The following is a 26,369-nucleotide window of genomic DNA, read 5'->3' on the forward strand; positions in this document are numbered from 1 at the left end:
ATGACCGCCGCCCACTGCCACATCTCGTCGGGCCTTGTTCAGGTGGCGCGAGCAGCAGCGCGTCAGTAGACGCAGTACCAGCTGTAAGGGTCGCTGTAGTTGCGGAAGTCGCTGTAGGCGTATGGGTTGCGGTACTGCGTGCGGCACTGTCGCGTCACGTCGATCTGCCCGTCCGCGACCGGGACGACGCCTGTCACGCACCTCCAGCCGAGCACGTTCCAGGTCCTGATCTTCGCCACCCGGCCCTGCCCGGGGTACTGGTTGTCGCACGCCGCCTGCATGCTCACCGAGCCGGTCGCCGCAGACGCCGGTGATGTCGACACGACGGCGCCCGTGATGCTGATCAACGCGCCTGCCGCTATTGCTGCCACTCGTCGTGCTTGCATGGTGAATTCCTCCTTGGAATGGAGCCGGAATCGACTCGCGATTTCGTGCGTGAACTTGTCCGGTGCGTGAGCTTCACCGGCTGCCGTACTCCGGGCAGAACGCGGCCACCGAGACGTTCAGGAATGCTCGTTTTGCGTTGATGTTGTTGCCGAAGTCGCCGTACATGGCCATGAGGTCGCCGGCCCCGTATCCCTGGTCGAGCTTGGCGCAGAGGGACTTGGCCAGCGTTTCGGCCTCGGTCATGTCGTGGGGTGCGATGCCCTTGTGCGCGAGCAAGTCGTGGAACTTCGACGTCGCGTTGTTCGTAGGACTGCAGGCCGCGGTGAGCACAAGCGTCACGACGGCCAATGTCGTCTTCATCGTGCGCCTCCTTTGTCGTTCCCCCATGGTGTGGAAGGCGTTGTGGGTGACGCGTGGGTCGTTCACCCGACACGTTCGGCTCGGCTGGTCCGACACAGTGGGTGGTGGCTCGCGGGAGGAGGGCGTTGTGGACGGCAGGCGCATGCGGGTGGTCGTGCTGGACGACCACCCCGCGGTGGTGGCGGGTGTGACGGTGTGGTGCGAAGCCGCTGATCCGCCGATCGACGTCGTGGATGCGGGTGACCACCTGTCGCTGGTGTGGACCGGGCGCGGCGCCGAAGCCGATGTGGTGGTGTTCGACCTGCAGCTGGGTGGCAAGCCGCCCGCGTTCGCCGAGCTGGAGGCGCTGGTGAAGGCTGGACGCCGCGTGGTCGTCTACTCGCAGCACTTGGCGTCGGCCACGGTGATGCGTTGCCTGGACCTCGGCGCCTTGGCCTACGTGACGAAGGCCGAGGGGCCGGAGCACCTCGTTCCCGCTCTCCGAGCCGCGGCGGAGGGCGTCCTTTACCTCTCGCCGTCGCTGAGCGGCGCTGTGTGCGCGGTGCCGGACGGTCGCGCGCGGCTCACGCCGAGGGAGGTCGAAGTGCTCACCGCCTGGTTCGAATGCGCCTCCAAGGACCTCGTCGCGGCCAGGCTGCACATCACGCGCAAGACGGTGGAGACCTACATCGAACGGGTCCGGGCCAAGTACGCCGAGTTGGGGCGTCCCGCGACGACCAAGCAGACGCTGGTGAAGCGGGCGCTGGAGGACGGGCTGGTCAGCTTCGACGACCTGCCGTGACGATCCTGTGCTCCGCGCGCACCCAGCACAGTTCCGCAGTCGCCAGGTGCGTCACGACGACCTGTGAGTCGTCGCTGGTCTCCTGTGGTGTGACGGGAGGGCAGTCGCCCACGGCGCTGACCGACACGGCGTCCGGAGTCCCGAGCACCACCAGGCGGAGGGTGGAGCGTGCCGTGGTGACGACGACGAGTGGTGCCTCGGTCAACAGGTGGCGCACCGAACGTGGCAACGGGGGAATCGGTCCGTTGACCTCCAGGTGGACCTCGATGCCCCGTCGTTGCGCCAGGTCGATGCACGCGTCCAGTTCGTGCAACAACGGGTTTTCGGCGTCGTCGGCCTCCGCGAACAGCCGCCGCATCCGGGCCGCCTCGATCCCGCATCGTCGTCGCACGTCGGGATCGGCGGGATCGAGGGCGCGGCTCAGCAGCCCTTCGAGCAGGGGCAGCGCCGACGTGGACAGCTCCGCGCACCTGACCTTCCTCGCCTCGTGGAGGCCGACGGCCACGCGATGAGCGGTTGTCGTCTCCTCGAGTGCCCTGCGGGCAGCGCCGGCGGCTGCGGCGAGGCGGACCAGGGCTGCGGCCGTCGCGCCGACGCAGAGCTGGAACGCCAGGATTGCCGTGAGCGCCACCAGGCCGCCGAAAAGCCTGTCCTCGTCGGCGTGAGCCACGGTGACCAGGCTCGCGGCGCTGATGCCCAGCTCCACCAGCAGGACCGGGAGCAGTGTGGACAGGGGGTGGCCGAACAGCACGCACAGCGTGACCCACCCGACCACTCCGGTGCTCCAGTCGGCCTGTTCGAGCACCTGGCTCGGGGCGAGGGTGGCGGTGGCGGCGATGTGTGTGAGGACGAGGGTGGCGGCGACCGGCCAGCCGGCCTCGGCCCACGAGCGCCCCCGTCGCACGAGCAGCCATTCGACGACGAGGAGGAGGAACACGTACAGGTAGGCGGCGATCTGGACAGCGGGGACGGCGAAGTCCCGCAGGGCGGGGAACAGCGACGGCGCGTTGAGCAGCAGCAGGACGGCGCTGGCGATCACCGCGGTCGACAGCCGCAGCTTGCGGAGGAACTCGTCTTGGACCTCGTGTGCCGCGAAGGCGGGCGAGGGCAGGTCAACCATGGCCGTGAACCAACCGCACGATCGACCCGTGGCCGGGGTGTGAGATGACCGATGCCTGGCCGCCCGCCTCCCGCATCCGGCCGATGATCGAGCTCGTGATGCCCCGGCGCGACGCCGGGACCGTCGCCGGGTCGAAACCACGCCCGTGATCGATCACCTCCACGGTCACCGCTGTTCCGCGCTTGTGCGCCAGCACCGTGGCGGAAGCAGCTCCGGAGTGCCGGGACACGTTCGTCAACGCCTCGCGGACGCAGTGGGCGAACGTCGCTCCCAACGCCGCGGGCACTGCCAGGCCCGGGGCGATGTGGAACTCGACGTGCAGCCTGGACGCCGATCCGGCGCGGCACAGGACGTCGTCCAGTTCCACGACGCCGCCCGCGTGCGGAGGGTGTTCATCGATGGCGTCGATGTCGACGCGCAGTTGGGGTCTCAACCACTCGTCGTGCCGGCCGACCTGGCCGAGTGCGACCATCAGCAAGGTGGTGGCGGCCGTGTCGTGGAGCAGTGCGGCTGCCCGGCGCTCGTCGGCACGGACGGCCTGGGCGATCGCCGACTCCGTTCGCTCCCGCTCTGCCAGGGCTGCGGCGTTGTCAGCCTGGGCGGCGCTGCGGTTCACGAGCGACCAGAGCAGTCGTGACAACGCGGCCTCGACACAGATCCAGCCGGCGAGGGGAAGCGTGGCGGTGACGGCCGCGGGGCCGAGGACTGCGGCTCCGATGACGTGCGTCGCCGACAAACCCGCTGCGACCACCATTCCGGCGACGGGACGTGAGGTCCACTGGATCGCGACCGCGACGAACGAGGCGAACACCAGCGCCCAGCTGTGACCGTTCGTCAACGCCTCCACCGGCACCGTCCACCGCTGTGTCAGGCAGGCCAGTGCCGCCAGCAGGACTTCGAGGGCCGGTGGCCACCACGCCCACGGCCATCGGAGCAGGACCGCGTTCAGCAGCACGACGCCCGCGACGGCGACCAGCAGCACCAGGGGGACAGGCGCCACAGGCATCCCGAACCCGGCGACGACGAGGATGAAGGCCGCTTTCCCGAGCACGGCGTACCGGGCCCCGAGACGCGAAAGTCTTCGCTGGAACTCGCCGTCAAGCATCCCGACCGCCCATCAACGTCATTGTTGATTTCGACAACGAGGCGGGCGTGTTACTCCTGGAACAGCACTACCCCCTGAACGGGTGACATTCGAGCAGGGCGATGTCAGGCGTCGCCGTCGCCCGTGCAACAAGTTCCCGCAGTCGTGGCTGTCGGGTGAACGACCGACGCGTTGCCCAAGGCGCCCTGCCCAGACTGAGGTGGTGGAAGCGGAGGTCACATCGGCCACCACCAGGTGATCGCCGGGCTCCCGAGATCGTCTCGGTTCACACAGGGGCCAGCCATCTCCGTCGGCCGGCTTCTGCACGGATGTCGTGGAGGGCGTCATGCACTGGAGCGCGTACGAGGTCTTCTCGGTTCTGAGCGGGGTCACGGTGCTGATCCTCGCGCTGGTGGCTCGTGGAATGAATGGCAGGAGTCGGGCTCTGGCTGTGTTCAGCGGCCTCTTCTGCATCGTCCTCGGATTCTACGTAGCGGCTCAAACGAGCGGAACCTACTACTTCCCGAGGCGCATTTTCTTCATCCCGTTCGTCGCTGTGGGCTGCACGATTTATGAGGTCGTCAAGCGCAAGCGTGGAACAGGCGCGCGGCGATACTGAAACAGGTGGGGAAAGCATTCAGGATCTTCGCGTGCTCGTGATGATCGACTGCATGAACGCTTTGCGAATTCTGGTCTGGTAACAGTTGGGGCCCGTTGAGCGGGCGGTGTCCACCGACGAGCAAGTGCCGCGGTCGAGTGACCGAGGTGGACGTGGTGCCGGACCTTGCCCCTGTCACGCTCTGCCAGGGAGAAGTCCTCGGTGAAGTCCACCCGCGAGGCGGTCCGAACCTCGTGAGGAGATGCCGCCGATCCACGTCCCGCCGCTCTCCGTGCTGGTTGGATGTGCGAGTGGTCTGGCTTCCCGTAGACGCGATCTGGTGCACCATCGGCACGGTCTGGTTCACCGAAGATGACGTGTTCGCACATGCGGACACCGGCCGCTACGAGTTGGGTCAGGAGCTCTGCGAGCAGGTCGGCCCGTTCCAGGTGCTGGCGGGTCAGGTTGTCGCTGTCGTGCGTGACCGTCAGGTGCGGTTGACCGGCGCCGATGGCCGGTTGACCGGCGAGTGTTCCTGCCCGGCGGGGCTCGGCGGTGTCTTCTGCGAGCACTGCGTGGCCGTCGCGGTGCTGGCTGTCGACGTCGTACGTCCACTGGATGCCAAGGCGCTGCTCACCGCGGTGGACTCGGTCAGCAGGACACGTCCGGACGCCACGCACCCGGACCGCTGGGCCGATGACGCCGAGAAGCTCCTGCTCACCTTGGAGGAGGCCACCATCGGCCACCCGGCGGTCACCAGGCCGCTGTACCAACGGCTGGTGCGGCGCTTGGCGCGCAACGGGTCGAACCTCGGCTCCCACGAGGCCCACCACCTGTGGTCGGACGCGGTGGAGCAGGCGACCACGGGTCTCGTCCAGGCGTGCGTGCGCGAACCGGCGGACCCCGACGAGCTGGCCGTCTGGGCTTTCGACCTGCAGGCGGAGGAACCTGCGCACTTCCTCGACGTCGCCGATCTGGTGGAGGCGCTCGGTCCGCGCGGGCTGGCCACCTACCGGCGGCGGTTGGACCAGGCGCACCGGAACCTGGCCCCTGAGGACCCCTACGACCACCACTCGGTGCACCAGCACGGTGTGATCGCCTACATCCGCGAACAGTTCCTGCTGGCGTTCGAACCGGATGTCGAGGTCCTGAACGCTTTCTACGCCGAGAACCCACGCCCCGGCAGTGCCGTGTCGATCGCCAAGGCGTTGCGTTCCGCCGGCCGGGTCGACGCAGCCCTCGCCTGGCTCGAAGACGTGCCACGGAGGAGCCACGAAGGCGACGACGAACTCGCGCGGCTGTACGAGCTGCGCGGCCGGTACCGGGACGCGGCCAGGGTCCGCTGGGACATCTTCGAGCGCTTGCCCCATTCGGGTCACTACCGCGCGCTGCTGGCCGTCGCCGAACCGCTGGACGCCGTGGAGTACGCGACGGACCGCGCCATCTCCTGCCTGGAAGGCCTGCGGCAAAGGGACGAGAACGCCGACGACCTGCTCGCCGAGCTGTACGGGACGCGCGGCCGGCACCGGGACGCGGCCAGGATTCGCTGGAACATCTTCGAACGCGTGCCCCACGGCCACTTCGACCGGAACCGGGAACGAGCGTACCGGTCGCTGCTGGCTGCCGCCGAACCGCTGAACGCGGTGGAGTACGCCAAGAACCGCGCCTTCGCGCATCTGCGCGAACAGGTGGCGCGGTCCGGAGCTGACGCCGCCACGTCACTGGCCCACCTGCTCTTCGTCGCCGGCGACGAAGAGCAGGCGTGGCGAGTGGCGCGGGAACACGACCTCGACGACCGTCAGCTCGCGCACATCGCACGTGCGCTCGCACACCGGCATCCGGCCGCCGCGATCCCGGTCCTGGTGCGGGCGGCCGAGCTCACGATCGACCGTCGCACGGACAAGGCCAGGTACGCGCGGGCCGGTGAGGTGCTGGCCGAGATCGAGGTGCTGCACCACCGGGCCGGGTTGGACTTCGCTGACTGCCTGGACCAGTTCACCGCCGCGCACCACCAGCCGGCGCTGCTGGCTGCCTTGGCCAAGGCCGGCCTGTGAAGGCGACCTGCCGCCACGCTCGACATGACGGCCAGCACCGGCACCGGACAGGGTTGAACCGGGTGTCGCCCGTGGCCGGCCCGGTGTTCTAGTCGGTCGGCGCCATCGCCCCCGCTCGGTGGCGTGCCGCCGACACCCCGGTGTTGGCGCTCGCCGCAGACCTGGTCACCGCCGCGATGTCGGCCCTGCTCACGCGGTCGTCGGTGTTGTCACCGAGTACCGCGATCTGCTCGGCCAGCGGCAGCTCCTGCCACTGCGGCGACACCGGCCCGACGTGCCCGGGAAGGGCGGGCTCGTCCTTCGTCACCGCCAGCGTGTCACCGACCGAGCCACGCGCCGCGACGGTGCCGTACATGTTGCCGGTCCACTGGCGGACGCCGTAGTACTCCGATCCGACCCATTGCGACAACAGGATGTGGGAGTTCGCCAGCGTCGAGTACGGATGCACGATCGGCGCGTAGATGTTCTGGGCCTGCGCGTAGGTCACCTGGGTCTTCGGGGCGGTCCACAGGCCTGTCGGGTACGTCGCCGTCTGGGTGACCGCGCCGCGGCCGCCGTTGAGGAACGACAACACGACCCGCCCCTCGATGACCTGTGCCGACAACTCGCCGATGGCCTCGGTGCGACTCGGTGCGTTGATGATCGGCGTGATCGGCCCGTACTGGCGCCAGTCCCAGCGACCGGAGCCGTCGACGCCCCAGAACCGGTACTGGCTGTAGTTCCACATCTTGTCCCACGGCACCCGCATGAGGTGGATGCCACCGCCGTTCCAGCGGCCCTCGTTGGTCCCGTAGATGTAGACGAAGTTCTCACCCGGCCACATGATCATGGTGTTGTTCTGGAACAGGCTCATGTCGCCGCTGTTCCAGTAGTCCATGTTCTCCCGGTTGGTCTCCAGGTTCCACGTGGTGGTCCAGTTCTCCGCGTGGGTGTCGGTGGACGTCCACAGCCGGGAGTACCAGGTGCGCCAGCTGCCACCGGCGCTCGGGATGCCGCCCTGCTCGGGGATCGCCCAGTCCCGCACGCCGAACGTGCTCATGATGTAGCGGCCGTCGGGCAGGTGGATCAGGTCGTTGGGGATCTCGGTGACGACCTGCCCCGGCGTGTTCCTGGCGTAGTTGGGGTCGTTGTGCCGATAGGGGATCAACTCCTTGGCCCGTGAGCCGCCGATGGCGTTGTCCCAGCGGATGCCGTTCTGCAGGTCGGTGTTCGACTGGCGCAGCCCGACGGGCGAACGCCAGCCGGTGACGTTGACCGGCACCGGCTGGTCGAAGGTGTCGCCGAAGATCGAGATGCAGTAACCGTGGTTGGTCCGTGCCGTGAACCCGAGGTCGGTGCCCCGGAAGCCGAACCGGGCCGTCTCGTTGCCCGTGAGGTCCTTGAGGTAGCCGGCACGCGGGGTGCCGGCTGCGCCGGCCGTCCCGGCGCCGAGCCCGCCGAGCCCGCCGCCGAGCAGTGCGCCGGCGGCCCCCTTCAGGAACGTCGCACGGCTGAAGCCGCGGCCCGTCCGTGTTGTCGGATCGGTGCCATCGCCGCTGGTGTGGTCGTCGCGTCGCATTCCGCTCCTTCAGGAGTTCGCGCTGTGTGACCACGACGCTACCTACTGTTCCGGAAAACCGGAATGACCAGAGCTCACCGGTTCCGGAACGTCGGTCCCGGAACCGGAGAGCAGGTCAGCGCGGCGCTCACGCCAGAGGAACCCACTCGGTCTTCACCGTCACCTCGTCGAGCACCTCCTGGAGCGGCTCGACCCCGAGCCCTGGCCCGGTGGGCACCCGCAGGTGCCCGTCCCGCAGCACGAACGGCTCGGTGACGTCCAGCGCGTAGTACCGGTCCGACGCCGAGGTGTCACCGGGCAGCGTGCACCCCGGCAACGCCGCGAGCGCCACGTTCGCCGCCCGCCCGATGCCGGTCTCCAGCATCCCGCCGCACCACACCGCGATGCCGTGCGCCGCGCACACGTCGTGGATGCGCCGCGCCTCCAGGTACCCGCCGACCCGGCCCGGCTTGATGTTCACGACCTGGCACGCGCCCAGCGTGATCGCGTCGGCGGCCGACCGGGCGGAGGTGATCGACTCGTCCAGGCAGATCGGGGTCCGCACCACCTTCGCGAGCTCGGCGTGGGCGAGGATCTCCTCCTCGTCCAGCGGTTGCTCGATCAGCAGCAGCTCGAACGGGTCGAGCTTCGCGAGGTGGCGGGCGTCGGCCAGGGTGTAGGCGGTGTTCGCGTCGACCTGCAGCAGCACGTCGCCGAACCGCTCCCGCACCGCGCGCACCGGCTCGACGTCCCAGCCCGGCTCGATCTTCAGCTTGATCCGGACGTACCCCTGTTCGACGTACCCGGTGACGGCGTCGAGCAGCTCGGGGATCGAGTTCATGATCCCCACCGACACGCCGCACGGCACGGACTCGCGCGTCGCCCCCAGCTCGCGGGCGAACGACCGGCCGGCCGCGCGCAGCTCGGCGTCCAGCACGGCCATCTCCAGCGCGCCCTTGGCCATCCGGTGGCCGCGGAACTTCGCGAGCCGCGGCCCGACGGACACGGCGTCGACCTCACCGGTCAGCGCCGGCACCAGGAACCGCCGCAGCACGTCCGCGCAGCCCTCGGTGTACTCGGGCGAGTAGACCGGGTCCACCATCGCCACGCACTCGCCCCAGCCCTCGCCCACGTCGGTGACGGCGCGCAGCAGCATCAGCGTGCGCACGGTCTGCGTGCCGAACGACGTGCGGAACGGGCTCTTCAACGGCATCTCGACCCAGCGGAGCTCGACCCCGGACAGCCTCATGACGACTCGTTCCTCTCGACGACGTACCACCCGGCCCGGTCGAACCCGGTGACGCGGGCACCTCCCGCGAGCAGCCCGCCGAGGACCTCCCGCACGGCGTGCCGCCACTGCCGCGCCGCGGCCGGGTTCGCCACCCGCAGCGCCTCGACGTCCGGCGGCACCGCGACCAGCACGGTGGAACCGCCGGTGGTGCCGGGCACCGGCAGGCCGTCGGCGGAGATGCCCAGCCCGACCACGCCCCTGGCCTCCACGACCCGCGGCGTGCCCGCGCACACCGCGGCGACCTCCGGTGACGTCACCCGCCAGTGCACCAGCAGCCGGTCGCTCTCCACGCCGCCGTTGATGCTGTCGCGCATGTCGCCGTAGAAGTCCGGCAGGTACTCGGCCGCGTCGGCACCGAGCTTGCCCAGGTTGAAGTAGGCGTTGCGGCGCACCAGCGGGTCGAACGTCCAGGTGACGGCGGTCAGCCCGCGGGCCAGCGCCCACGCCCGCTGGTCGAGCTTGAGCGCGTAGCCGACGTTGCGGCCGCGCATCCGGGCCGAGACACCGGCGATGTGGCTGTGCAGCGTGCCGGCCGCCGGTGGCGAGCAGAACCCGATGCACGCGCCGACGAGCTCGTCACCGTCGAACGCGCCCGCCACGTAGCTGCCCGCCTTGGCCATCGCCCGCAGCAGCTCGGCGGTGACCGGGGGAGTGTTCCCGCTCGACCGCCAGATCTCGGCGTAGAGCCGTTCGGTGGCGACGAGCTCGGACTGCTCGGTGAGCTGGCGGACCACGACGTCCTGGGCCAGCAGCGGTTCGGTCATGTGGTCAGCTCCCTCACCAGTGCCGAGAGCAACGCGGTGCGCGGCGCCAGCTCGGACACCAGCACGTGCTCGTTCTCGGCGTGTGCGCCACCGCCGACGGCGCCGAGCCCGTCGAGCGTCGGCACGCCTGCGCCCGCGGTGAAGTTGCCGTCGGAGGCACCGCCGACCGCGGCCCGGGTCAGCGGTCCGCCCAACCGGGACGCGAGCGCGAACAGCTCGGCGGACATCGCGGCCTCCAGCGGCGCGCGGTTCGGGCCGCCGGTCACCTCGACCTCCGCCCCGTCGAGCACCGGTTCCAGCGCCCGCATCGCCTCGTCCACGCGCAGCTGCTCGTCGAGGTCGCGCACGCGCACGTCCACCATGAAGCTGCCGTGCGCGGCAACGGTGTTCGTGGTCGTCCCCGCCGACAGCACGGTCGGCGTCACGGTCGTACCCGAGTCTACATCGGACAGTGCGGCCACGGCGAGGATCTGGTGGGCCGCCTCGATCGTCGCGCTGACACCGCGCTCGGGTTCGAGCCCGGCGTGCGCGGCGCGGCCGTGCAGCACCACCTCGTACATCGACGTGCCCTTGCGCTCGGTCTTGAGCGCGCCGCCGTCCGCCGACCCCTCGGTGACGAGCACGGCCCGGTGCTCGCGCGCCTCGGTCTCGATGAGGCCGCGGGAGGACGGCGAGCCGATCTCCTCGTCGCCGGTGATGAGCACCGTGACGCCGTCGGGGGAGTCGAGCGCGGCCACGGCGTGGAAGATCATCACCACGCCGGTCTTCATGTCGAAGCAGCCGGGACCGCGCAGCACGCCGTCCCGCACCGAGAACGGGATGCGGTCGAGCGTGCCGATGGGCCACACCGTGTCGTGGTGGCCCAGCAGCAGCACCTTGCGCGGACCACCGCCCAGCCGCCACCGCAGGTGGGTGCGGCCGTCGAGCACGATCCGGTCGGGGGCGCTGCCGAGCAGGGCCGTGCCCACCTCGGCGGTGACGTCCGCGCTGCGGGCGACGGCGGCGAGGTCGGTGGACGGGGACTCGCAGTTGATGAGGCGTTCGATGTCTTTGAGCACGTCAGGACACCTTAGGCGTGGCGCGGACGCCCATGTGCAGGTACTGCTCGCCGGTGGGCAGCGTGTAGAACACGACCGAGGTCCAGCTGTCCTGCTCGGAGTCCCGGCACACGAACAGCTCGTCGGTGATCGGCACGAGGTCGACCTCCGGCGGGTCCGGCACGAGCCCCGCCAGCGATCCGGTGACCGTCATCGCCAGCCGCAGGCCCTTCTCGCCCTCGGACACCTCCAGGCGCGCCGAGGCCCGTTCGTACCGGCCGACGTACCGCGCGGTGTCCACCTCGACCGGGTCGCCGGGCTCCAGCGGGCGCGGCATCGCGACACCGGCCAGCTCGGCGAAGATCTCCCGGTACAGCTCCAGGTAGAGCTCGCGGGCCTTGCCGCCGTTGGTGAGCAGCGTGACGGCGAGGCCCTGCTCGGGCAGCAGGCGCAGGAACGCCGACTGGCCGATGGTGTTGCCGTCGTGGCCGATGAGCCGGTGACCGTCCCAGCCGAACCGGATCCAGCCCAGGCCCCACGAGTCGCCGAGCGCGTTCGGGTCGGGCACGTCGGTCTGCTTCTCGGTCATCGCCGCCGCGGTGGCCTCCGCCAGCACGGACCCGCCGCCGGTGAGGTGCATCTTCGCGAACTCCAGCACGTCCGCGGTCGTCGAGAAGATCGTCCCGGCGGGGCCGAGCGAGCGCGGCAGCTGCCACACCGGGGCCGGCTTCGCCTCGCCGTCGGCGTCGATGTGGCCGACGGCGGCGCGGTGCATCAGCGCCTCCTCCGGCAGCGTGCCGGTGCGGTCCAGGCCGAGCGGGCCGAAGAGCTTCTCCCGCATGGCCGCGTCCCACGTCTGCCCGGTGAGCTTCTCGACCACCCGGCCGGCGAGGGAGAACCCGCTGTTGCAGTAGGAGAACGTGGCGCCGAGCGGGTGGTTCTGGCCCGCCTCCACCAGCTGCTCGACATAGCGCCGCAGGCAGTCGTCGCCGCGGCCGGTGTCGGTGAACACGTCGCCGTCGATGCCGCTGGTGTGCGTGAGCAGGTGCCGCATGGTCACCTTCTGCGCGACCACCGGGTCGGCCAGCTTCAGCTCGGGCAGCACGTTGGCGATCGGCGTGTCGAGGTCGAGCAGGCCCTCGTCGACCAGCCGCATCACCACGGTCGCCGTCCACACCTTGCCGATCGAGCCGATCTGGAACACCGAGTCCTGGGTGACCTCGACCCCGGTGGCCGTGTTCAGCACGCCGTGGCAGGCCTCGGCGACGTCGTCGCCGCGCAGGATGCCGAGCGCCGCACCGGGCACACCGTGCTTCTTCGCGAGCACGGACAGCCTGCGCTGCCAGTGCGCCGCGTCCAGGGCCCGGCCCTCACCGGTGTGCTCGCACACCCAATCGACCACGCGCCGGTTGAAGTCCTCGCGGTGCGACGGCGTGCCGTTGAGGATGAATAGGTGCGAGGCACCGGGGTAGAGCACCAGCCGGGCCGGGACGTCGTTCTGGCGCAACGCGGTGAACCACTGCTCGGCCTGCCCGGCCGGGCACCGGTCGTCGCTCGCGCCCTGGTAGATCAACGTCGGCGTGCGGACGTCGTCGACGCGGGTCAGCGGGGACAGCTCGGCGAGGTGGTCGCCCGCACCGCCCAGCTCCAGCGCGGTGAGCGCGTGACCGGCGTCGGACGTGCCCGCCATGCTCGTCAGGTCGCTGACCACGCCACCGGCGACCGCGGCGGCGAAGCGGTGGTCGCGGCTGGTCAGGTAGCAGGTCATGTAGCCGCCGTAGCTGTAGCCGGTGACGGCGAGCCGGGCCGGGTCGGCGGTGCCGTCGGCGACCAGCTGGTCGAGCGGCTCCAGGAAGTCGCGCGCGTCGGCCTTGCCCCACGCGCCGAGCGCAGCCTGGTAGAACGCCTCGCCGTAGCCGTCGCTGCCGCGCGGGTTGAGCAGCAGCACCGTCCACCCGCGCCGGGCCAGCACCTGGTGGTACAGGTGCACCGGGTCCGCGGAGCCGTTCCACGCGTTGTGCGGGCCGCCGTGGATGTCCAGCAGCAGCGGGGAGGGGCCGGTGCGCTCCGGGTCGCGGACGAGCCAGCCGTGCACGACGGTGCCGTCGGAGATCGTGAACTCGCGCTCCCGCGGCACGAACCGGTCGGCGCCGCTGTCGTGCCCGGTGCGGACGGTCACCTCGCCGGTGGTCAGGTCGACCGTGGCGATCTCGCCGTAGGAGGTGCCGCTGCTCAGCACGACCGCCGCGGTGGTGCCGCTGACCGACAGCCCGGACACGACCCGGGAGTCACCGCCGACGAGCAGTCTGGGCGCGTCGTCACCGTCGACCGCGTACAGCTGCGTGCAGCCGCGGTCGCGGGCGCAGAACACCACACCGGTCGGCGTGAGCGCGGGCTGACCGCCGGGGTAGCCGGCCATGCCCGGCATGACGTTGCGGTCCAGCGGCGCGGCGAGGTCGCGCGGCTCGCCGCCGTCCAGCGGCAGCTCCAGCAGGCCGAGGTGGCCGGTGTCGGTGGTGGTGCGGCCGGTGACGAGCAACGCCGACCCGTCGCGCGACCACGTGATCGTCGCGGCCTGGCCGTCGGCGAGCCCGACGAGCCTCGGCTCACCACCGGCGGCGCTCACGACGTGCACCGGCGCGCGGAAGGTCAGGTCGGCGTCGCGGTCCGTGGCCGCCGCGAAGGCGAGCCGCGTGCCGTCCGGTGACCACGCGGGCGGGCCTGCGTGCCAGTCGCCGCTGGTGAGCTGCCTGACCTCGCGGCCGGCGAGCGTGAGCACGTGCAGGTGGCTGCGGACCGTGCGCAGGAACCCGGCCCCGTCGGCCTTGTAGTCGAGCCGGTCGGCCACGACGGGTGCCTTCGCGTCGCCCTCGTCGACCGGTGCGCTGAACGCGACCGCCGTGCCGTCCGGGCTCCACACCGGTGCCCCCGCACCGAGCGGCAGGGTCGTGAGCTGCTCGGGCTCGCCGCCGTTCGCGGGCAGCAGCCACAGCTGGGCGGGACCGTCCTGGGCGCGCAGGAACGCGATGCGCGCGCCGTCGGGTGAGAACGCCGGTGCGACGTCGGCCTCGCCCCTGGTGAGCCGGCTCGGCTCGCCGTCCGCTACGCGCCACAGCGACCGCAGGTCGCGGTCCCGCTCGCGGTCGGTGGTGCGCAGGACGTACACGACCTCGCTGCCGTCGGGGGAGATCGCGGGCTGCTCGGGCAGCGCGAAACCGTACAGGTCCTCGATGGTGGTCACGGTGCAGATCCCCTCGTCAGTGGTTCGGCTTGCCGAGCTCGGCGCGGAACAGGTCGAGCACGTTCGCGCCGAGCACCAGCGCGATGTCGTCGTCGGGCCACCCGCGCTCCTGCAGCGCCTCGGTGACCAGCGGCAGCCCCGCCGGCCCTTCGAGCCCGGGGAGGAACCGGTCGGTCGGCACGCCCTCGATGAACTGCGCCTCGCAGCACGGGGGAGTGACGTCCTCCAGGACCTCCTTCACGAAGTCCGGTCCCAGGCCCACGTGCCGGATGCCCATCACGCCCGCGATGTGCTCGATGTGGTCGACCAGCCGCTCGATGCGGAAGTCGGTCTCGTGCAGGAACGGCGCGAAGAAGTTCACGCACACCACGCCGCCGTTCGCCGCGATGGCCCTGAGCTGGTCGTCGCTCAGGTTGCGGTGGTGGTCGCGCAACGCCCGTGCCGACGAGTGCGTGGCGATCACCGGCCGGGTGGCGAGCTCCAGCACGTGCTCGACACCGGCCACGCCCAGGTGGCTGACGTCGAACATCATCCCGAGCCGTTCCATCTCGGCCACCGCCGCGACGCCCGCCCTGGTCAGCCTGCCGCCGGTGGCGTCCTCACCGCTGCCGTCGGCCAGCGCGGTGCGGCCGAAGTGCGCGAGCGACGCGATCCGCACGCCGAGCCGGAACAACGTCTCCAGCAGCTCGACGTCCTCACCGACACCCGGTGCGCTCTCGAGTGCGAGCACGAGCGCGATGCGGTCGTCCGCGAGAGCGGCGTCGACGGTGGTGCCGTCGTGGCAGAGCGCGACGGCGTCCGGGTTCGCCTCGGCGATGCGGTGTGCGGCCTCGATCATCCGCAACGTCTGCCGCAGCGCCCCCTCCGGCCGGAACACGTCGTCCACGAACACCGGCAGCACCTGCAGGTTCACCCCGCCCGCCCGCAGTTGCGGCAGCCAGCGCTCGCGGAAGTGCGGCACCCAGCGCTCGACGGGCCGGTGCGCGATCGCGTCGAGCAGGTCGTTGTGCGTGTCGGCGACGACGCAGCGGTCGTGCAGGTCCATCAGTACGCCTCCAGCAGTTCACGGGTGTAGTCGTGCCGGGGCCGCGCGAGGACCTGGTCCGCCTCGCCCTCCTCGACGATCCGGCCGCCGCGCATCACCGCGATCCGGTCGCTCACGTACCGCACGACGGCCAGGTCGTGGGAGATGAACAGCATCGACAGGCCGAGCCGTCGTTGCAGGTCGCGCACCAGGTTGAGCACGGCGCCCTGGACGGACACGTCGAGCGCGGAGGTGATCTCGTCGGCGATGACCACCTCCGGCCGCCCGGCGAGCGCCCTGGCGAGCGCGACCCGTTGCCGTTGCCCGCCGGAGAGCCGGGCGGGCAGCGCGGTCGCGCGGTCGGGGTCGAGGTGCACGAGCTCCAGCAACCGGGCGACCTCGGCGCGGCGGTCGGTGCCCCTCGGCATCGCCTCCGCGATCGACTCGCCGATGCTCATCCGCGGGTCGAGACTGGAGTACGGGTCCTGGAACACCATCTGCAACCCGCGGTCACGCCGGCGGAGCCTGCGGACGTCCACGCCGTCGAGCGAGATCGTGCCGGAGGTGGCGTCGACGAGGCCGACGGCGGTGCTCGCCAGGGTGGACTTGCCGGAGCCCGACTCGCCGACGAGGCCGACGACCTTCCCGGACGGCACGGTCAGGCTGACGTCGTCCACGGCCAGGTGCCCGGTCCTGCGGTGTCCGTAGTGGACGGACACGGACTCGAAGCGCAGCTCGCTCACGTGGTTCCCCCTCGGCTCCCGGCAGACTCGGCCAGTGCCGACCGCTGCTGCTCCTCCACCCGCCAGCACGACACCCGGTGTCCCGCCTCGACCGCGGTCAGCACCGGCTCCTCCGCGCGGCAGCGGTCGTCCGCCAGCGGGCAGCGCGGAGCGAACGGGCAGCCCGCCACCACCTCGGCCGGCTCCGGCGGCCGTCCGGGGATGACCGCGAGCGGCTGGTCGCGGTCGGTCTCCAGCGTCGGCACCGCCGCCAGCAACGCCGTCGTGTACGGGTGCCGTGCCGCGGTGAACAGCTCCGCCGTGGGCAGCTCCTCGACGATCCGCCCCGCGTACATCACGAGCACCCGGTCGCAGGTCCGCTGCACGACGCTGATGTCGTGGCTGATCAGCAGGACCGCCGTCGAGCGCTCGTCGCGGATGCGGCCGAGCAGCCGCAGCACCTCGCGCTGCACCGTGACGTCCAGCGCGGTCGTCGGTTCGTCGGCGATCACCAGCCGGGGATCGCCCATCAGGCCCATCGCGATCATGGCGCGTTGCCGCATGCCGCCGGAGAACTCGTGCGGGTACTGCTTGGCGCGTTGCCCCGGCACCCGCACCGACTCCAGCCGGTCCGCCGCCCGCTGCCACGCGTCCTTGCGCGACATCCCCTGGTGCTGCTGGGAAACCTCGGCGAGCTGGCTGCCGATGCGCCGGGTCGGGTTGAACGACGTCATCGGGTCCTGGAACACCATGGCGAGCGACGTGCCCAGCTCGCGGTCCGGCGTGTCCGCCACCGGTTTCCCCAGGAACTCCAGGCGGTCCGCGGTCACCACACCGGGGTGCTCGACCAGCCGGGACACCGCGAGCGCGGTCAAGCTCTTGCCCGACCCCGACTCGCCGACCACCCCGACCACCTCGGCCTCGCGCACGGCGAACGACACCCCGCGCACCGGCGTGACCCAGCCGTCCGGGCCGGGGAACGACACCCGCAGGTTCCGCACGGTCAGCACGCCCTCGTCCGCCACGTCGTCCACAGTGGACGGAGCAGGCGCCGGCCGGCCGCGCCGCACCGGCGGTGGCCGGTGGCCCAGCACGGCCGCGGCCGCCTCGCCGAACAGGTTGAACGCCAGCCCGGCGACGACCACGGCGACCGCCGGTCCCAGCGCGGGCGCGGGGGAGACGTAGATCCGGTTCAGGCCCTCGCCGAGCAGCCGGCCCCAGTCGTAGGACGGTGCCTGCACGCCGATGCCCAGGAACGACAGTCCCGCGAACGCGGTCAGCGCCGACCCCGCCGCCAGCGTCGCGTTGATCACCAGCGGCTCTGCGACGTTCGGCAGCACGTGCCGCACCAGGACGCGGAACCGGCCGACGCCGCTCACCCGTGCCGCCGCGATGTAGGACCGGCCGCTCACCGACGCCGTCAGCGTCTGGGTGAGGCGGGCGAACGACGGCGCGAGGGCGAACGCGATGGCGAGCACCGCACCCGTCGTCCCGGTGCCGAAGACGACCGCGAAGAACAGCGCCAGCAGCAGACCGGGGAACGCCACCGCGATGTTGACCGCCGCCGTCACCACGCGCCCGGCCCAGCGCGGCAGCACCGCGGGCAGCGCGCCGAGCACCACACCCGTGCCCACGCCGACCACGGTCGCCAGCAGCGCCAGGCCGATGGTCAGCCGGGTCGCCACCAGCACCCGGTGGAGGATGTCGCGCCCCAACGCGTCCGTGCCGAGCGGGTGCGCCGCGGACGAACCCTGCTGCAGCGCGTCCGTGTCGATCGCGCCGGCCTGCTCACCCCAGAGCAGCGGGGCGAACAGGGCCAGTCCCGCGAGCAGGAGCAGCAAGACGGCGGACGCGGCACCGACCGGTGTGCGGGCGACTGCGAGCCAACGGCGCATCACGCCTCCCGGATCGTCGAACGGGGGTCGAGCAGGGCGAGGACCACGTCCACGGCCAGGTTCACCAGCAGCACACCGGTGCCGTAGACGAGGACGATGCCCTGCACCGCCGGGTAGTCCTTCTGCTGGATCGACCCGACGATCGTGGAACCCAGACCCGGCCAGGCGAACACGTTCTCCACCAGCACGGTCCCCGCCACCAGCGCGGCGAGCATCATCGCGCCGAGCGTGAGCGTCGCGGTCAGCGCGTTGGGCAGCGCGTGCCGCAGGTAGACCAGCCGCGCGGGCAGCCGCTTCGCCCTGGCCGTGCGCACGAAGTCGTTGCCCAGCACGGACAGCAGCTCCACCCGCACCATCCGCGCGAGCACCGCCGCCGGGCCCAGCGCGAGCGCCAGCACCGGCAGCACCCACGAGCCGGCGGCGTCGTTGCCCGCCACCGGGAACCAGCCGAGCGTGACGGCGAACAGGCTGACCAGCGCGACCGCGAGCAGGAACTCGGGGATGGCCGCGACCACCACGCTCACCGAGGTGAACCCGAGCTCGCCGCCGCGCCGGCGACCGCCCTTCGTGAGCACCGCCATGCCGACGCCCACCGGAACCGCCACCACGACCACGACCAGGAACGCCAGCACCGCGAGCTGCACGGTGGCGGGCAGCCGGTCGCCGATCAGGTCCGCGACCGGCGTGCCGCTGACCAGCGACACGCCGAAGTCGCCGCGGACCAGGTCACCCAGGTAGTTCCAGTACTGCACGAGCAGCGGGTCGTCCAGCCCCAGCGCCTCCCGCCGCGCGGCGACCACGTCGGGCTGCGCGGTCAGGCCGAGCGCCTCCCGCACCGGGTCACCGGGGATCAGGTGGATCATCAGGAACGCGGCCGTCACCAGCGCCCACAGCGAGGTCGCGAACCGCACCGCCCGCCGCCGCGCGAACGGCAGCCACGAGGTGCCGCTCGAAGCCGTCGAGGTCGTGGCGGTGGTCACGAGGCGAGCATCCGGATCGAGGCCGGGTCGAGGCCGTCGCTCATGGTGAACTTGGCGCCCTTGACGAACGTCGGCACCACGGCGTCGAAGTACGGCAGGAGGTCGGCGTTCTTCACCAGCGCGGACTCGGCCCTGTTCCAGTTCTCGCAGCCGGCGCTGCCCGCCTTCGTCGCGGCGAGCTTCGTCTGCTCGGCGTACTCGGGGTTGGTGATGGCACCGAAGTTCACGCCCTGCGGCGGCACCGGGCCGGCCGCGAACGGCACCAGCTGGCTGGGCAGCCCGAGCGTGATCGGCGCCATCGAGACGTCCCACGCGCCGGTGCTGAACAACGCCTGGTTGAGCCCGGCGGAGTCGACCGGCTGGATGGTCACCCGCACCCCGATCTCCTGCCAGGCCTTCTGGATGAGCTCGGCAGTCGCGGTCAGCGTCGGCCCGAGGATGGTCGGCTGCATCAGCCGGATCGTCAGCGGCTTGGTGTCCTTCGTCCACCCGGCGGCCTTCAGCGCGTTCTCGGCGGCGGCCTTGTCGAACTTCGGCAGGTGCGCGCTCACGTTGTCGCCGGTGCACGGCCGGGGTTCGACGGTCACGAAGCTCTGCGACGGCTTGCCCTTGCCGCTCGTGAGCACCTTGCCGACCTGCCCCAGGTCGAGCGCCTGCAGCAACGCCCTGCGCACGGCCGGGTCGCTGCCGGGCAGCCCCTGCGCGTGGTTGAACGCGAACATGCCCAGCGGGGTCGCGTAGTCGACGTGGTCGACCTTCTGCGCCAGCAGGCGTTCCTGGTCGGGACCGGCGACCGTGGCCGCGGTGAGCTGACCGGACAGCAGCAGGTTGACCGCCGTCGTCTCGTTCGGGATGACCCGCAGGACCACCTTGTCCGGCAGGCCCTGCTGCTCCTGCTGCCAGTCGCCGGGACCCCACGCGTAGTCCTTGCGGCGGGTCAGCGTGTAGTGGTCGTTCGGCACGACCTCGGAGATCGTGAACATCCCGGTGCCCTGCTCGCCCTTCGCGAGCAGCGACCGGTCGGCCATGCCCTTCGCGCAGACGATCGGCAGCGTGCCGACGTTGGTCAGCAGGAACGCGTCCGGCGCGCCGCTGGTGACGGTGACCGTGCGGGTGGCCTCGTCGGCGGTGGCCGTGGTGCCGGGGGCGACCTGGAGGCCGGCCAGCGGTGACTTGTTCTGCGGGTCGCCGACGAAGTTGATGTTCGCGGCGACGTCGGCAGCGGTGAGCGGGGCGCCGTCGGCGCACGTGACACCGGAGCGCAGCGTGAAGGTCGCCTTGCTGACGTCGGCGTCCCACTTCTCCGCCAGCCCGGAAACGACCTCACCCGAGCGCGTGGGTTCGACGAGGCGGCCGTAGAGGAACCGGCCGACCTGGCGCGCGACGGACAGCACCGTGAGCGCCGGGTCGAGCGTGCCCGGATCGGCGCCGACGGACAGGGTGAACGTCCCGCCCTGCGCCAGCGCGCCGGACGAGGTGCCGCCGGAGCCGCAGCCGGCCACCAGGGTGATTCCCGCTAGCAGAGCGATCGTGCGCTTCATGAGGTGCTCCGGAGGTGGTCGACGGCGAGGCGTCCGGCGCGGCCGATGACCGCGTCGACGGCGGGCTGGCGCAGGACCGCGGAGTCCGCGCGGGTGAACACGGCGACCGCGTAGTCGCGGCCGTCGGGGTACGTGACGACGCCGGCCTCGTTGCGGACACCGGGCAGCGTGCCGGTCTTGGCCGCGACCCGGACGTCGGAGGGGAAGCCGGAGCTGAGCCGGTGCGGCCAGACCTGCCTGGCCATGATCGACCGAACCCGTTCGCACGCCTGCGCGACGGCGGCGCGGTCGGTCCAGATGGCGTCCAGCAGCGCGGTGACCTCCCGCGGCGTCGAGGAGGTGGTCCGCTGCGGGTCCACTATGGACAGGTTCCGCACGACCTCCCACGTCGGTGCCCCCAGCACCTCCTCCGCCTGCTCCACGCCCATGGCGAGGTCCGCGGTCATCGAGGCGAACAGGTCCTCGCAGCAGCCGATGATCCGCGTGCGGTGCAGGCCGAGGCGGTCGAGCACCCCGTCGACCGCGGCCTGTCCGATCCGGTGGAACAGCACGTCGGTGGCGGCGTTGTCGCTCATGGTCATCATGAACAGCGCCAGGTCCCGCCAGCTCATCTCGACGTCGTCGGCACACCCCGCGGTGCCGATGCCGCCGATCCGGTAGCGGGACGTGACCCGCGTGCGCTCGGTCTCGTCGAGGCGCCCGGCGGCCACCTCCGCGGCGTAGGCGACCGCCACCGGGATCTTGAACACCGACGCGAGCACGACCTGGTCGTCCGCGCCGACGCACACCTCGGGCCCGCCGGTCACGCCGACCTCGCGGGCGTGGACGAACCCCTCGGCACCGGCCTCGGCGAACGCGGCCCGGATGCGGTCGGAGATCGCGCTGCCGGTCACCGCGCCGTCCGCCACCGCGCTGTCCGTCACGGGGCCACCCGGCGGTCCGCGCGGCCGGTGTGCAGGTACAGGGCCCGGCCCTGGCCGTCGTCACCGACGAACGCGTGCGGCAGGTAGATGCCGAGCGTCGGCTCCGCGGCCACGAGCGTGTCGCCCTCCCACGGGAACAGCTCGGTGCGGCCGGCGCGTTCCGGGCTGAGCTCGGCCATGATCCCCTTGGGCACGAGCTCCATCCAGATTCGGCCGTCGTCGTCCTGCGTCACGACCCGTTCGCCGACCGAGGACGTGTAGGTGCCGACGAACCGCGCGCCGTCGGGGCGTTCGGCGGCCTGCGCCGGTTCGGGCATGGCGGGCAGGTCGACGCCGGCGAGCTCGCGCAGGACGTGCCCGACGACCTCGCGGTACAGCTCCAGCGTGTTGCCGCCGTTGGTCAGCAGGCTGACGGCGACGCCCTGCTCGGGGACCAGGCGCAGGAAGGCGTTCTGCCCGATGGTGCCGCCGTCGTGGCCGACGACCGTCGCACCGGGCAGGTGGAACAGCTCCCAGCCCAGGCCCCAGGTGTCGCCCATGACCGCGAGCTTCGGCACCTCGACCTGCACCTGCTGCATGGCGGCGACGCTCTCCGGCGACAGCACCCTCGTGCCGTCCTGCGCGAGGCCGCCGTCGAGGTGCATCCGCGCGAACGCGAGCAGGTCGCGGGCGCTCATCGCGAGCATCGACCCGGCGGGGGCGTTCGAGCGCACGAGCGCCCAGACCGGTGCGAGCTGCGGACCCTGCCCGGGGTCGTGCGTGAGGTGCCCGGCCGCGGCGCGGAACAGGATCGCCTCGTAGGCGTCGGTGGCCGCGTGGGTCAGGCCGAGCGGTGCGAACAGGTGCTCGTGCAGGCAGCGGTCGTAGTGCTTGCCGCGCACCACCTCCACGACCCGGCCGAGCACGGTGTAGCCGGCGTTGTTGTAGCTGAACATCCCGCCGGGTGCGAAGAGCTGGGGCGTGTCGTGCAACGTCGCGATGTACTTCTCCACGGAGTCGTCGCCGCGGCCGGTGTCGGTGAACAGATCGCCCTCGAAGCCCGCCGTGTGGTTCAGCAGCTGCCGCACGGTGATCCGCTGCGCGGCGTCCTCGTCGGCGATGCGGAACTCGGGCAGGTAGGTGCGCAGCGGGGCGTCGAGGTCGACCAGGCCCTCGTCGACCAGCTGCATCACGAGCGTCGTCGTCCAGACCTTGGTGATCGACCCGATCTGGAACAGCGAGTCGGTGGTGGTCTCCACACCGGTCTTCTTGTTGAGCACCCCGGCCGCGGCCTCGACCAGCTCGTCGCCGGCGAGCACGGCGGCGGTGGCTCCCGGCACGCCGTGCCGTGCGACCAGCTCGGGCAGGTTCTGCTGCAACCAGTCGTTGATCTCGTTCAGCCTCGACATGCACGTGCCCCGTTCACCTCGACGTGACTCCGGTCGCGGGCAACGCTAGGTTCGGCGGCCCCGCGGACACCTCGTGCGGGCCGACGAATCTGACACCCCGGGTTCGTCCGCTCCGACGAACGCCCTGACGTGGTGGAGCAGGCTCCACCTCCGGCCGGGCAGTCTGCGTGATCGTTTCGAAGGGGTCGCCGAACCTACGTTTCTCCTGCAAGCAGGACCTACCGAGGAGAACGTGATGAGGGCAGACGCGCTGTCGCTGCAGGCGGTGCGCAAGGTGTACGGCACCGGGGGTGGTGCGGTCACCGCGCTGCACGAGGTGACGGTCGGCATCGGCCGGGGCACCTTCACCGCCGTGATGGGGCCGTCGGGATCGGGCAAGAGCACGTTCCTGCACTGCGCGTCCGGTATGGACAAGCCGACCTCGGGACGGGTGCTGCTCGGCGACACCGACCTGGGCGCGCTGAAGGAGGCCGCGCTCACGAAGGTGCGCCGCGACCGGATCGGGTTCGTCTTCCAGGCCTACAACCTGCTGCCGTCGCTGACCGTCGAGCAGAACATCACCCTGCCGCTGCGGCTGGCCGGCCGGTCCACGGACCGCAGGTGGCTGCACGAGGTCGTCGAGCGGGTCGGGCTGGGCGACCGGCTGGGGCACCACCCCGCGGAGCTGTCCGGCGGGCAGCAGCAGCGGGTCGCGATAGCGCGGGCGCTGATCGCCCGGCCCGAGGTCGTGCTGGCCGACGAGCCGACCGGTGCGCTGGACTCGCGCACCGCGCACCAGGTGCTGACCCTGCTGAGGTCCATTGTGGACTCGATGGGGCAGACGGTGCTGATGGTCACGCACGACCCGGTGGCCGCCTCGGCCGCCCACAGCGTGCTGTTCCTGGCCGACGGACGGCTGGCCGGCGAGCTCGTCGCGCCGACGCCGGAGAAGGTCGCCGAGCGCATGACGCACCTCGGGGAGTGGTGAGCCGTGCTGATCCTGGCCTGGCAGACCGTCAAGGCCCGCACCGGCGGGTTCATCGGCGCCTTCGTGGCGATCCTGTGCGGCACGGCGCTCGTCGCGGCGTGCGGCGTGCTCATGGAGTCCGGGTTGCGCGGTGGCGTGCCGACCCAGCGGTACGCGGCGGCGGACGTCGTCGTCAGCGGTGACCGGATCGTGCGACCGGAGGGCGGGGACGTCCTCGCGTTCGAGCACGTCAGCGAACAGCCGCCGGTCGCGGCGGGGCTGGTCGACAAGGTCCGCGCGGTGCCGGGTGTGCGCGCCGCGGTCGCCGAGCAGACCTTCCCGGCCACGGTGGTCACCGCGGACGGGCAGGTGCTCGCGGACAAGCCGTCGTTCGGCCACAACTGGGGTTCGGCGGTGCTCTCGCCGTTCACGTTGAAGTCCGGGCGGGCCCCGGCGGCGGGCGACGAGGTGGTGCTCGACGCCGGGCTCGCGGCACGGGTCGGGGACGAGGTGCGGATCGCGACCCGGTCCGTGCCGGTGACCTACCGGGTCGTCGGTGTCGCGGAGGGCGCCGGGTCGCGGCAGGCGTCGGTGTTCTTCACCGACGCCGAGGCCGACGAGCTCGCCGCCCATCCCGGCAAGGTCAGCGCCATCGGCGTGCTCGGCAGCGGCGGGGACGCCACCGGGCTCGCCGACCGGATCGAGGACGCCCTCGCCGCTGACCACGTCTCCGTGGCCTCCGGTGCCGACCGCAGCGCAGCCGAGTTCGACGACGTCAGCCAGACCAAGTCGATCCTCGCCATCATCGCCGGTTCCTTCGGCGGCTACGCCGTCCTCGTCGCGATCTTCGTCGTCGCCAGCACGCTCGCGCTGGCCGTCGAGCAGCGCCGCCGCGAGTTCGCCCTGCTGCGCGCCGTCGGTGCGACCCCGCGCCAGGTCCGCAAGCTCATCGGCGTCGAGACGCTGGTGGTCGCGGCGGTCGCCGGTGTGCTGGGCAGCGTGCTCGGCATCGCGGTCAGCCAGGGGCTGCGCAGCGCGTTCGCGCAGATCGGTGTGGTGCCGGCGGACTTCGAGCTGACGATCAGCCCGATCCCGCTCGCCGCCGCACTCCTGATCGGACTGGGCGCGGCCCGCGTCGCCGCCTGGAGCGCGGCGCGACGGCCGTCCTCGATCAACCCGGTCGAGGCGCTCGGCGAGGCCTCCCTGCAGAAGCGCGACCTCGGCCGGGTGCGGCTGGTCGTCGGCTGGGTCACCCTGGCCGTCGGCGTCGGCGCCACCGCGGTGCCGCTGTTCGTCCGCGGCCAGCTCGGCGCCGCGATGTCGGTGATGGCCGCCCTGGTGATCATCATCGGTCTGTCCCTGGTCGGGCCGCGCGTCGTGGGCGGGCTGGTGCGGCTCGTTGCACCGGGGCTCGGCCGGCTCTCCCGGGTCAGCGGGCACCTGGCCGCCGCCAACGCGCTCAAGAACTCCCGCCGCATGGCCGCCGCCGTCACGCCGCTGATGCTCGCGATCGGGTTCGCCGTCGTGAACTTCTACAGCCAGACGACGTTCACCGCCGCGGTGCAGCAGGAGACGACCAGCTCCATCACCGCCGACCACGTCGTCACCGGCGTCGCCGGGGTGCCCGCGGAGCTCGCCGGTGCCGTCCGGGACCTGCCCGGCGTGACCGGGGTGACGCCGCTCGTGCGCACCGAGGTCATCACCGCGCGCAGGACCGGTGACAGCACGGAGGTCAACCGCGGTCCCGCCCACGGCATCGACTCCGACGCCGCCGTCGACCTCGGTGTCACGAGCGGGACCATCGGGGACCTCACCACCGGCACGGTCGCGCTGAGCGACTCCTACGCGTACTGGAACGACAAGAAGATCGGTGACACCGCCGAGTTCTGGTACGCCGACGGCCAGCCCGCGCGGCTCAAGGTCGTGGCGACGTTCAAGCACGACCTCGCGTTCGGCGACCACGTCATGTCCGCCGCCGACGCTCGCGCGCACACCAACGCGGGCATGGACAGCGCTCTGCTGGTGCGCACCGACGACGCCGCACAGCTGACCGACCTGGTCGGCCGCTACCCCGGCCTCGCGCTCACCGGTGCGCTCGACGGACCGGACCGCAGCGACCAGCGGGCGCAGTTCCTGCTCAACCTGGTCGCCGTCGGCGTGATCCTCGGCTACGTCGCCATCTCGGTGTCCAACACCCTGGTGATGTCGACCGCCCAGCGCCGCCGCGAGTTCGCGTTGCTGCGCCTGGTCGGCACCGGTCGCCGGCAGGTCGTGCGGATGATGCGGGCGGAGGCGCTGCTCACCGTCGGGATCGCCGTGGTGCTCGGCACGCTGGTGGCGGCGTTGCCGCTGGCGTTGCTCGCGCTCGGCGCCACCGGCACACCGCTGCCGGCCGGGCCGGGGTGGGTGTTCCCGGCCGTGCTCGCCGGTGCGGTGCTGCTGGGCACCGCGTCCATCGCGGTCGCGACCCGGTTGTCGTTGCGCGCCAAGCCGATCGACACCATCGGCATGCGCGAGTGATGATCAGTGGCCTCGGCCGGGTGCGCATCCTCTTCTCGTGCCGCCCGGCCCACGGCCACCTCCACCCGCTGGTGCCGCTCGCCAGGGCGGCACCAGCACCGTGCTCGGCGCGCTCGCGGCGGGCCTGCCCCAGCTGGTGCTGCCGCAGGGCGCCGACCAGTTCGTCAACGGCGACG

General features: G+C 71.7%; 20 protein-coding genes and 1 pseudogene. 5 read left to right on the forward strand and 16 right to left on the reverse strand.

Going from position 1 to position 26,369, the window contains the following annotated elements; genetic code table 11:
• Nucleotides 1–62: 62 nt before the first annotated feature.
• Together ACZ7CH_RS11675 and ACZ7CH_RS11680 are read right to left on the reverse strand one after the other, a co-directional pair.
• Complete coding sequence (locus ACZ7CH_RS11675) at nucleotides 63–386, reverse strand: hypothetical protein (RefSeq protein WP_470373799.1); 324 nt, start codon at nucleotides 384–386, stop codon at nucleotides 63–65.
• Nucleotides 387–459: 73 nt separating this feature from the next.
• Nucleotides 460–747: a DUF732 domain-containing protein gene (locus ACZ7CH_RS11680; RefSeq protein WP_360388783.1), complete on the reverse strand. Its 288-nt coding sequence runs from the start codon at nucleotides 745–747 to the stop codon at nucleotides 460–462.
• A gap of 127 nt (nucleotides 748–874) precedes the next feature.
• Between ACZ7CH_RS11680 and ACZ7CH_RS11685 the strand changes: the two genes are divergently transcribed.
• The gene (locus ACZ7CH_RS11685) at nucleotides 875–1,528 is read left to right on the forward strand and encodes a response regulator (protein WP_470370577.1); all 654 of its coding nucleotides are present in this window, start codon (nucleotides 875–877) and stop codon (nucleotides 1,526–1,528) included.
• On the opposite strand, the gene ACZ7CH_RS11690 is transcribed toward ACZ7CH_RS11685, so the two are convergent.
• A complete protein-coding gene (locus ACZ7CH_RS11690; protein ID WP_470370578.1) occupies nucleotides 1,506–2,648 on the reverse strand; it encodes a hypothetical protein in 1,143 nt (380 codons plus the stop codon). The genes ACZ7CH_RS11685 and ACZ7CH_RS11690 overlap by 23 nt on opposite strands.
• On the reverse strand, nucleotides 2,641–3,648 hold the full coding sequence (locus tag ACZ7CH_RS11695) for a sensor histidine kinase (RefSeq protein ID WP_458431985.1): 1,008 nt from the start codon (nucleotides 3,646–3,648) through the stop codon (nucleotides 2,641–2,643). The genes ACZ7CH_RS11690 and ACZ7CH_RS11695 overlap by 8 nt, the downstream gene beginning before the upstream one ends.
• Nucleotides 3,649–4,078: 430 nt before the next feature.
• On the opposite strand from ACZ7CH_RS11695, the gene ACZ7CH_RS11700 reads away from it, so the two are divergent.
• Nucleotides 4,079–4,351 carry a hypothetical protein gene (locus ACZ7CH_RS11700; RefSeq protein ID WP_470373800.1) on the forward strand — a complete coding sequence of 91 codons (273 nt, stop codon included), beginning with the start codon at nucleotides 4,079–4,081 and terminating at the stop codon, nucleotides 4,349–4,351.
• Nucleotides 4,352–4,707: 356 nt separating this feature from the next.
• A complete protein-coding gene (locus tag ACZ7CH_RS11705) occupies nucleotides 4,708–6,384 on the forward strand; it encodes a tetratricopeptide repeat protein (protein ID WP_470373801.1) in 1,677 nt (558 codons plus the stop codon).
• A gap of 88 nt (nucleotides 6,385–6,472) precedes the next feature.
• On the opposite strand, the gene ACZ7CH_RS11710 is transcribed toward ACZ7CH_RS11705, so the two are convergent.
• The 12 genes and pseudogenes from ACZ7CH_RS11710 to ACZ7CH_RS11765 form a co-directional block, all read right to left on the reverse strand.
• A complete protein-coding gene (locus ACZ7CH_RS11710) occupies nucleotides 6,473–7,942 on the reverse strand; it encodes a DUF4185 domain-containing protein (RefSeq protein WP_458431989.1) in 1,470 nt (489 codons plus the stop codon).
• A gap of 127 nt (nucleotides 7,943–8,069) precedes the next feature.
• Complete coding sequence (gene menC / locus ACZ7CH_RS11715; protein WP_360388764.1) at nucleotides 8,070–9,170, reverse strand: o-succinylbenzoate synthase; 1,101 nt, start codon at nucleotides 9,168–9,170, stop codon at nucleotides 8,070–8,072.
• Entirely contained in the window at nucleotides 9,167–9,976 is an 810-nt protein-coding gene (locus ACZ7CH_RS11720; RefSeq protein WP_360388762.1) for a GNAT family N-acetyltransferase, read from the reverse strand. The genes menC and ACZ7CH_RS11720 overlap by 4 nt, the downstream gene beginning before the upstream one ends.
• Nucleotides 9,973–11,034: a M20 family metallopeptidase gene (locus ACZ7CH_RS11725; protein ID WP_360388759.1), complete on the reverse strand. Its 1,062-nt coding sequence runs from the start codon at nucleotides 11,032–11,034 to the stop codon at nucleotides 9,973–9,975. The genes ACZ7CH_RS11720 and ACZ7CH_RS11725 overlap by 4 nt, the downstream gene beginning before the upstream one ends.
• A gap of 1 nt (nucleotide 11,035) precedes the next feature.
• Nucleotides 11,036–14,254, reverse strand: coding sequence for a serine hydrolase (locus tag ACZ7CH_RS11730; RefSeq protein ID WP_470373802.1), 3,219 nt, complete (start codon nucleotides 14,252–14,254; stop codon nucleotides 11,036–11,038).
• Nucleotides 14,255–14,270: 16 nt separating this feature from the next.
• Nucleotides 14,271–15,299 (reverse strand): dipeptidase, encoded by a 1,029-nt coding sequence (locus tag ACZ7CH_RS11735; protein WP_458431994.1) that lies wholly within the window; start codon nucleotides 15,297–15,299, stop codon nucleotides 14,271–14,273.
• 5 nt (nucleotides 15,300–15,304) lie between these two features.
• Nucleotides 15,305–16,021 (reverse strand): annotated as a pseudogene (locus tag ACZ7CH_RS11740) (ABC transporter ATP-binding protein); the annotation flags it as partial.
• Entirely contained in the window at nucleotides 16,018–17,895 is a 1,878-nt protein-coding gene (locus ACZ7CH_RS11745) for a dipeptide/oligopeptide/nickel ABC transporter permease/ATP-binding protein (RefSeq protein ID WP_470373803.1), read from the reverse strand. The pseudogene ACZ7CH_RS11740 and the gene ACZ7CH_RS11745, both read right to left, overlap by 4 nt.
• Nucleotides 17,895–18,875, reverse strand: coding sequence for an ABC transporter permease (locus tag ACZ7CH_RS11750; protein ID WP_360388747.1), 981 nt, complete (start codon nucleotides 18,873–18,875; stop codon nucleotides 17,895–17,897). The genes ACZ7CH_RS11745 and ACZ7CH_RS11750 overlap by 1 nt, the downstream gene beginning before the upstream one ends.
• Nucleotides 18,872–20,416, reverse strand: coding sequence for an ABC transporter substrate-binding protein (locus tag ACZ7CH_RS11755; RefSeq protein ID WP_470373804.1), 1,545 nt, complete (start codon nucleotides 20,414–20,416; stop codon nucleotides 18,872–18,874). Before ACZ7CH_RS11755 ends, ACZ7CH_RS11750 begins: the two co-directional genes overlap by 4 nt.
• Nucleotides 20,413–21,339, reverse strand: a complete 927-nt coding sequence (locus ACZ7CH_RS11760; protein ID WP_458431998.1) for a serine hydrolase — start codon at nucleotides 21,337–21,339, stop codon at nucleotides 20,413–20,415. The genes ACZ7CH_RS11755 and ACZ7CH_RS11760 overlap by 4 nt, the downstream gene beginning before the upstream one ends.
• The gene (locus tag ACZ7CH_RS11765) at nucleotides 21,336–22,727 is read right to left on the reverse strand and encodes a serine hydrolase domain-containing protein (protein WP_360388739.1); all 1,392 of its coding nucleotides are present in this window, start codon (nucleotides 22,725–22,727) and stop codon (nucleotides 21,336–21,338) included. The genes ACZ7CH_RS11760 and ACZ7CH_RS11765 overlap by 4 nt, the downstream gene beginning before the upstream one ends.
• 235 nt (nucleotides 22,728–22,962) lie before the next feature.
• Here ACZ7CH_RS11765 and ACZ7CH_RS11770 point away from each other — a divergent pair, with 235 nt between their 5' ends.
• Entirely contained in the window at nucleotides 22,963–23,694 is a 732-nt protein-coding gene (locus ACZ7CH_RS11770; RefSeq protein ID WP_360388736.1) for an ABC transporter ATP-binding protein, read from the forward strand.
• 3 nt (nucleotides 23,695–23,697) lie between these two features.
• Nucleotides 23,698–26,193, forward strand: coding sequence for an FtsX-like permease family protein (locus ACZ7CH_RS11775; protein WP_470373805.1), 2,496 nt, complete (start codon nucleotides 23,698–23,700; stop codon nucleotides 26,191–26,193).
• Nucleotides 26,194–26,369: the final 176 nt, after the last annotated feature.

This window comes from Lentzea sp. NPDC037011, assembly GCF_055607425.1.

Coding starts and splice junctions, on each gene's coding strand:
- ACZ7CH_RS11745 (WP_470373803.1), bottom strand. CDS start 17,895: ATGCGCCGTTGGCTCGCAGTCGCCCGCACACCGGTCGGTGCCGCGTCC.
- ACZ7CH_RS11720 (WP_360388762.1), bottom strand. CDS start 9,976: ATGACCGAACCGCTGCTGGCCCAGGACGTCGTGGTCCGCCAGCTCACC.
- ACZ7CH_RS11755 (WP_470373804.1), bottom strand. CDS start 20,416: ATGAAGCGCACGATCGCTCTGCTAGCGGGAATCACCCTGGTGGCCGGC.
- ACZ7CH_RS11710 (WP_458431989.1), bottom strand. CDS start 7,942: ATGCGACGCGACGACCACACCAGCGGCGATGGCACCGATCCGACAACA.
- menC (WP_360388764.1), bottom strand. CDS start 9,170: ATGAGGCTGTCCGGGGTCGAGCTCCGCTGGGTCGAGATGCCGTTGAAG.
- ACZ7CH_RS11770 (WP_360388736.1), top strand. CDS start 22,963: ATGAGGGCAGACGCGCTGTCGCTGCAGGCGGTGCGCAAGGTGTACGGC.
- ACZ7CH_RS11675 (WP_470373799.1), bottom strand. CDS start 386: ATGCAAGCACGACGAGTGGCAGCAATAGCGGCAGGCGCGTTGATCAGC.
- ACZ7CH_RS11765 (WP_360388739.1), bottom strand. CDS start 22,727: ATGTCGAGGCTGAACGAGATCAACGACTGGTTGCAGCAGAACCTGCCC.
- ACZ7CH_RS11690 (WP_470370578.1), bottom strand. CDS start 2,648: ATGGTTGACCTGCCCTCGCCCGCCTTCGCGGCACACGAGGTCCAAGAC.
- ACZ7CH_RS11735 (WP_458431994.1), bottom strand. CDS start 15,299: ATGGACCTGCACGACCGCTGCGTCGTCGCCGACACGCACAACGACCTG.
- ACZ7CH_RS11680 (WP_360388783.1), bottom strand. CDS start 747: ATGAAGACGACATTGGCCGTCGTGACGCTTGTGCTCACCGCGGCCTGC.
- ACZ7CH_RS11700 (WP_470373800.1), top strand. CDS start 4,079: ATGCACTGGAGCGCGTACGAGGTCTTCTCGGTTCTGAGCGGGGTCACG.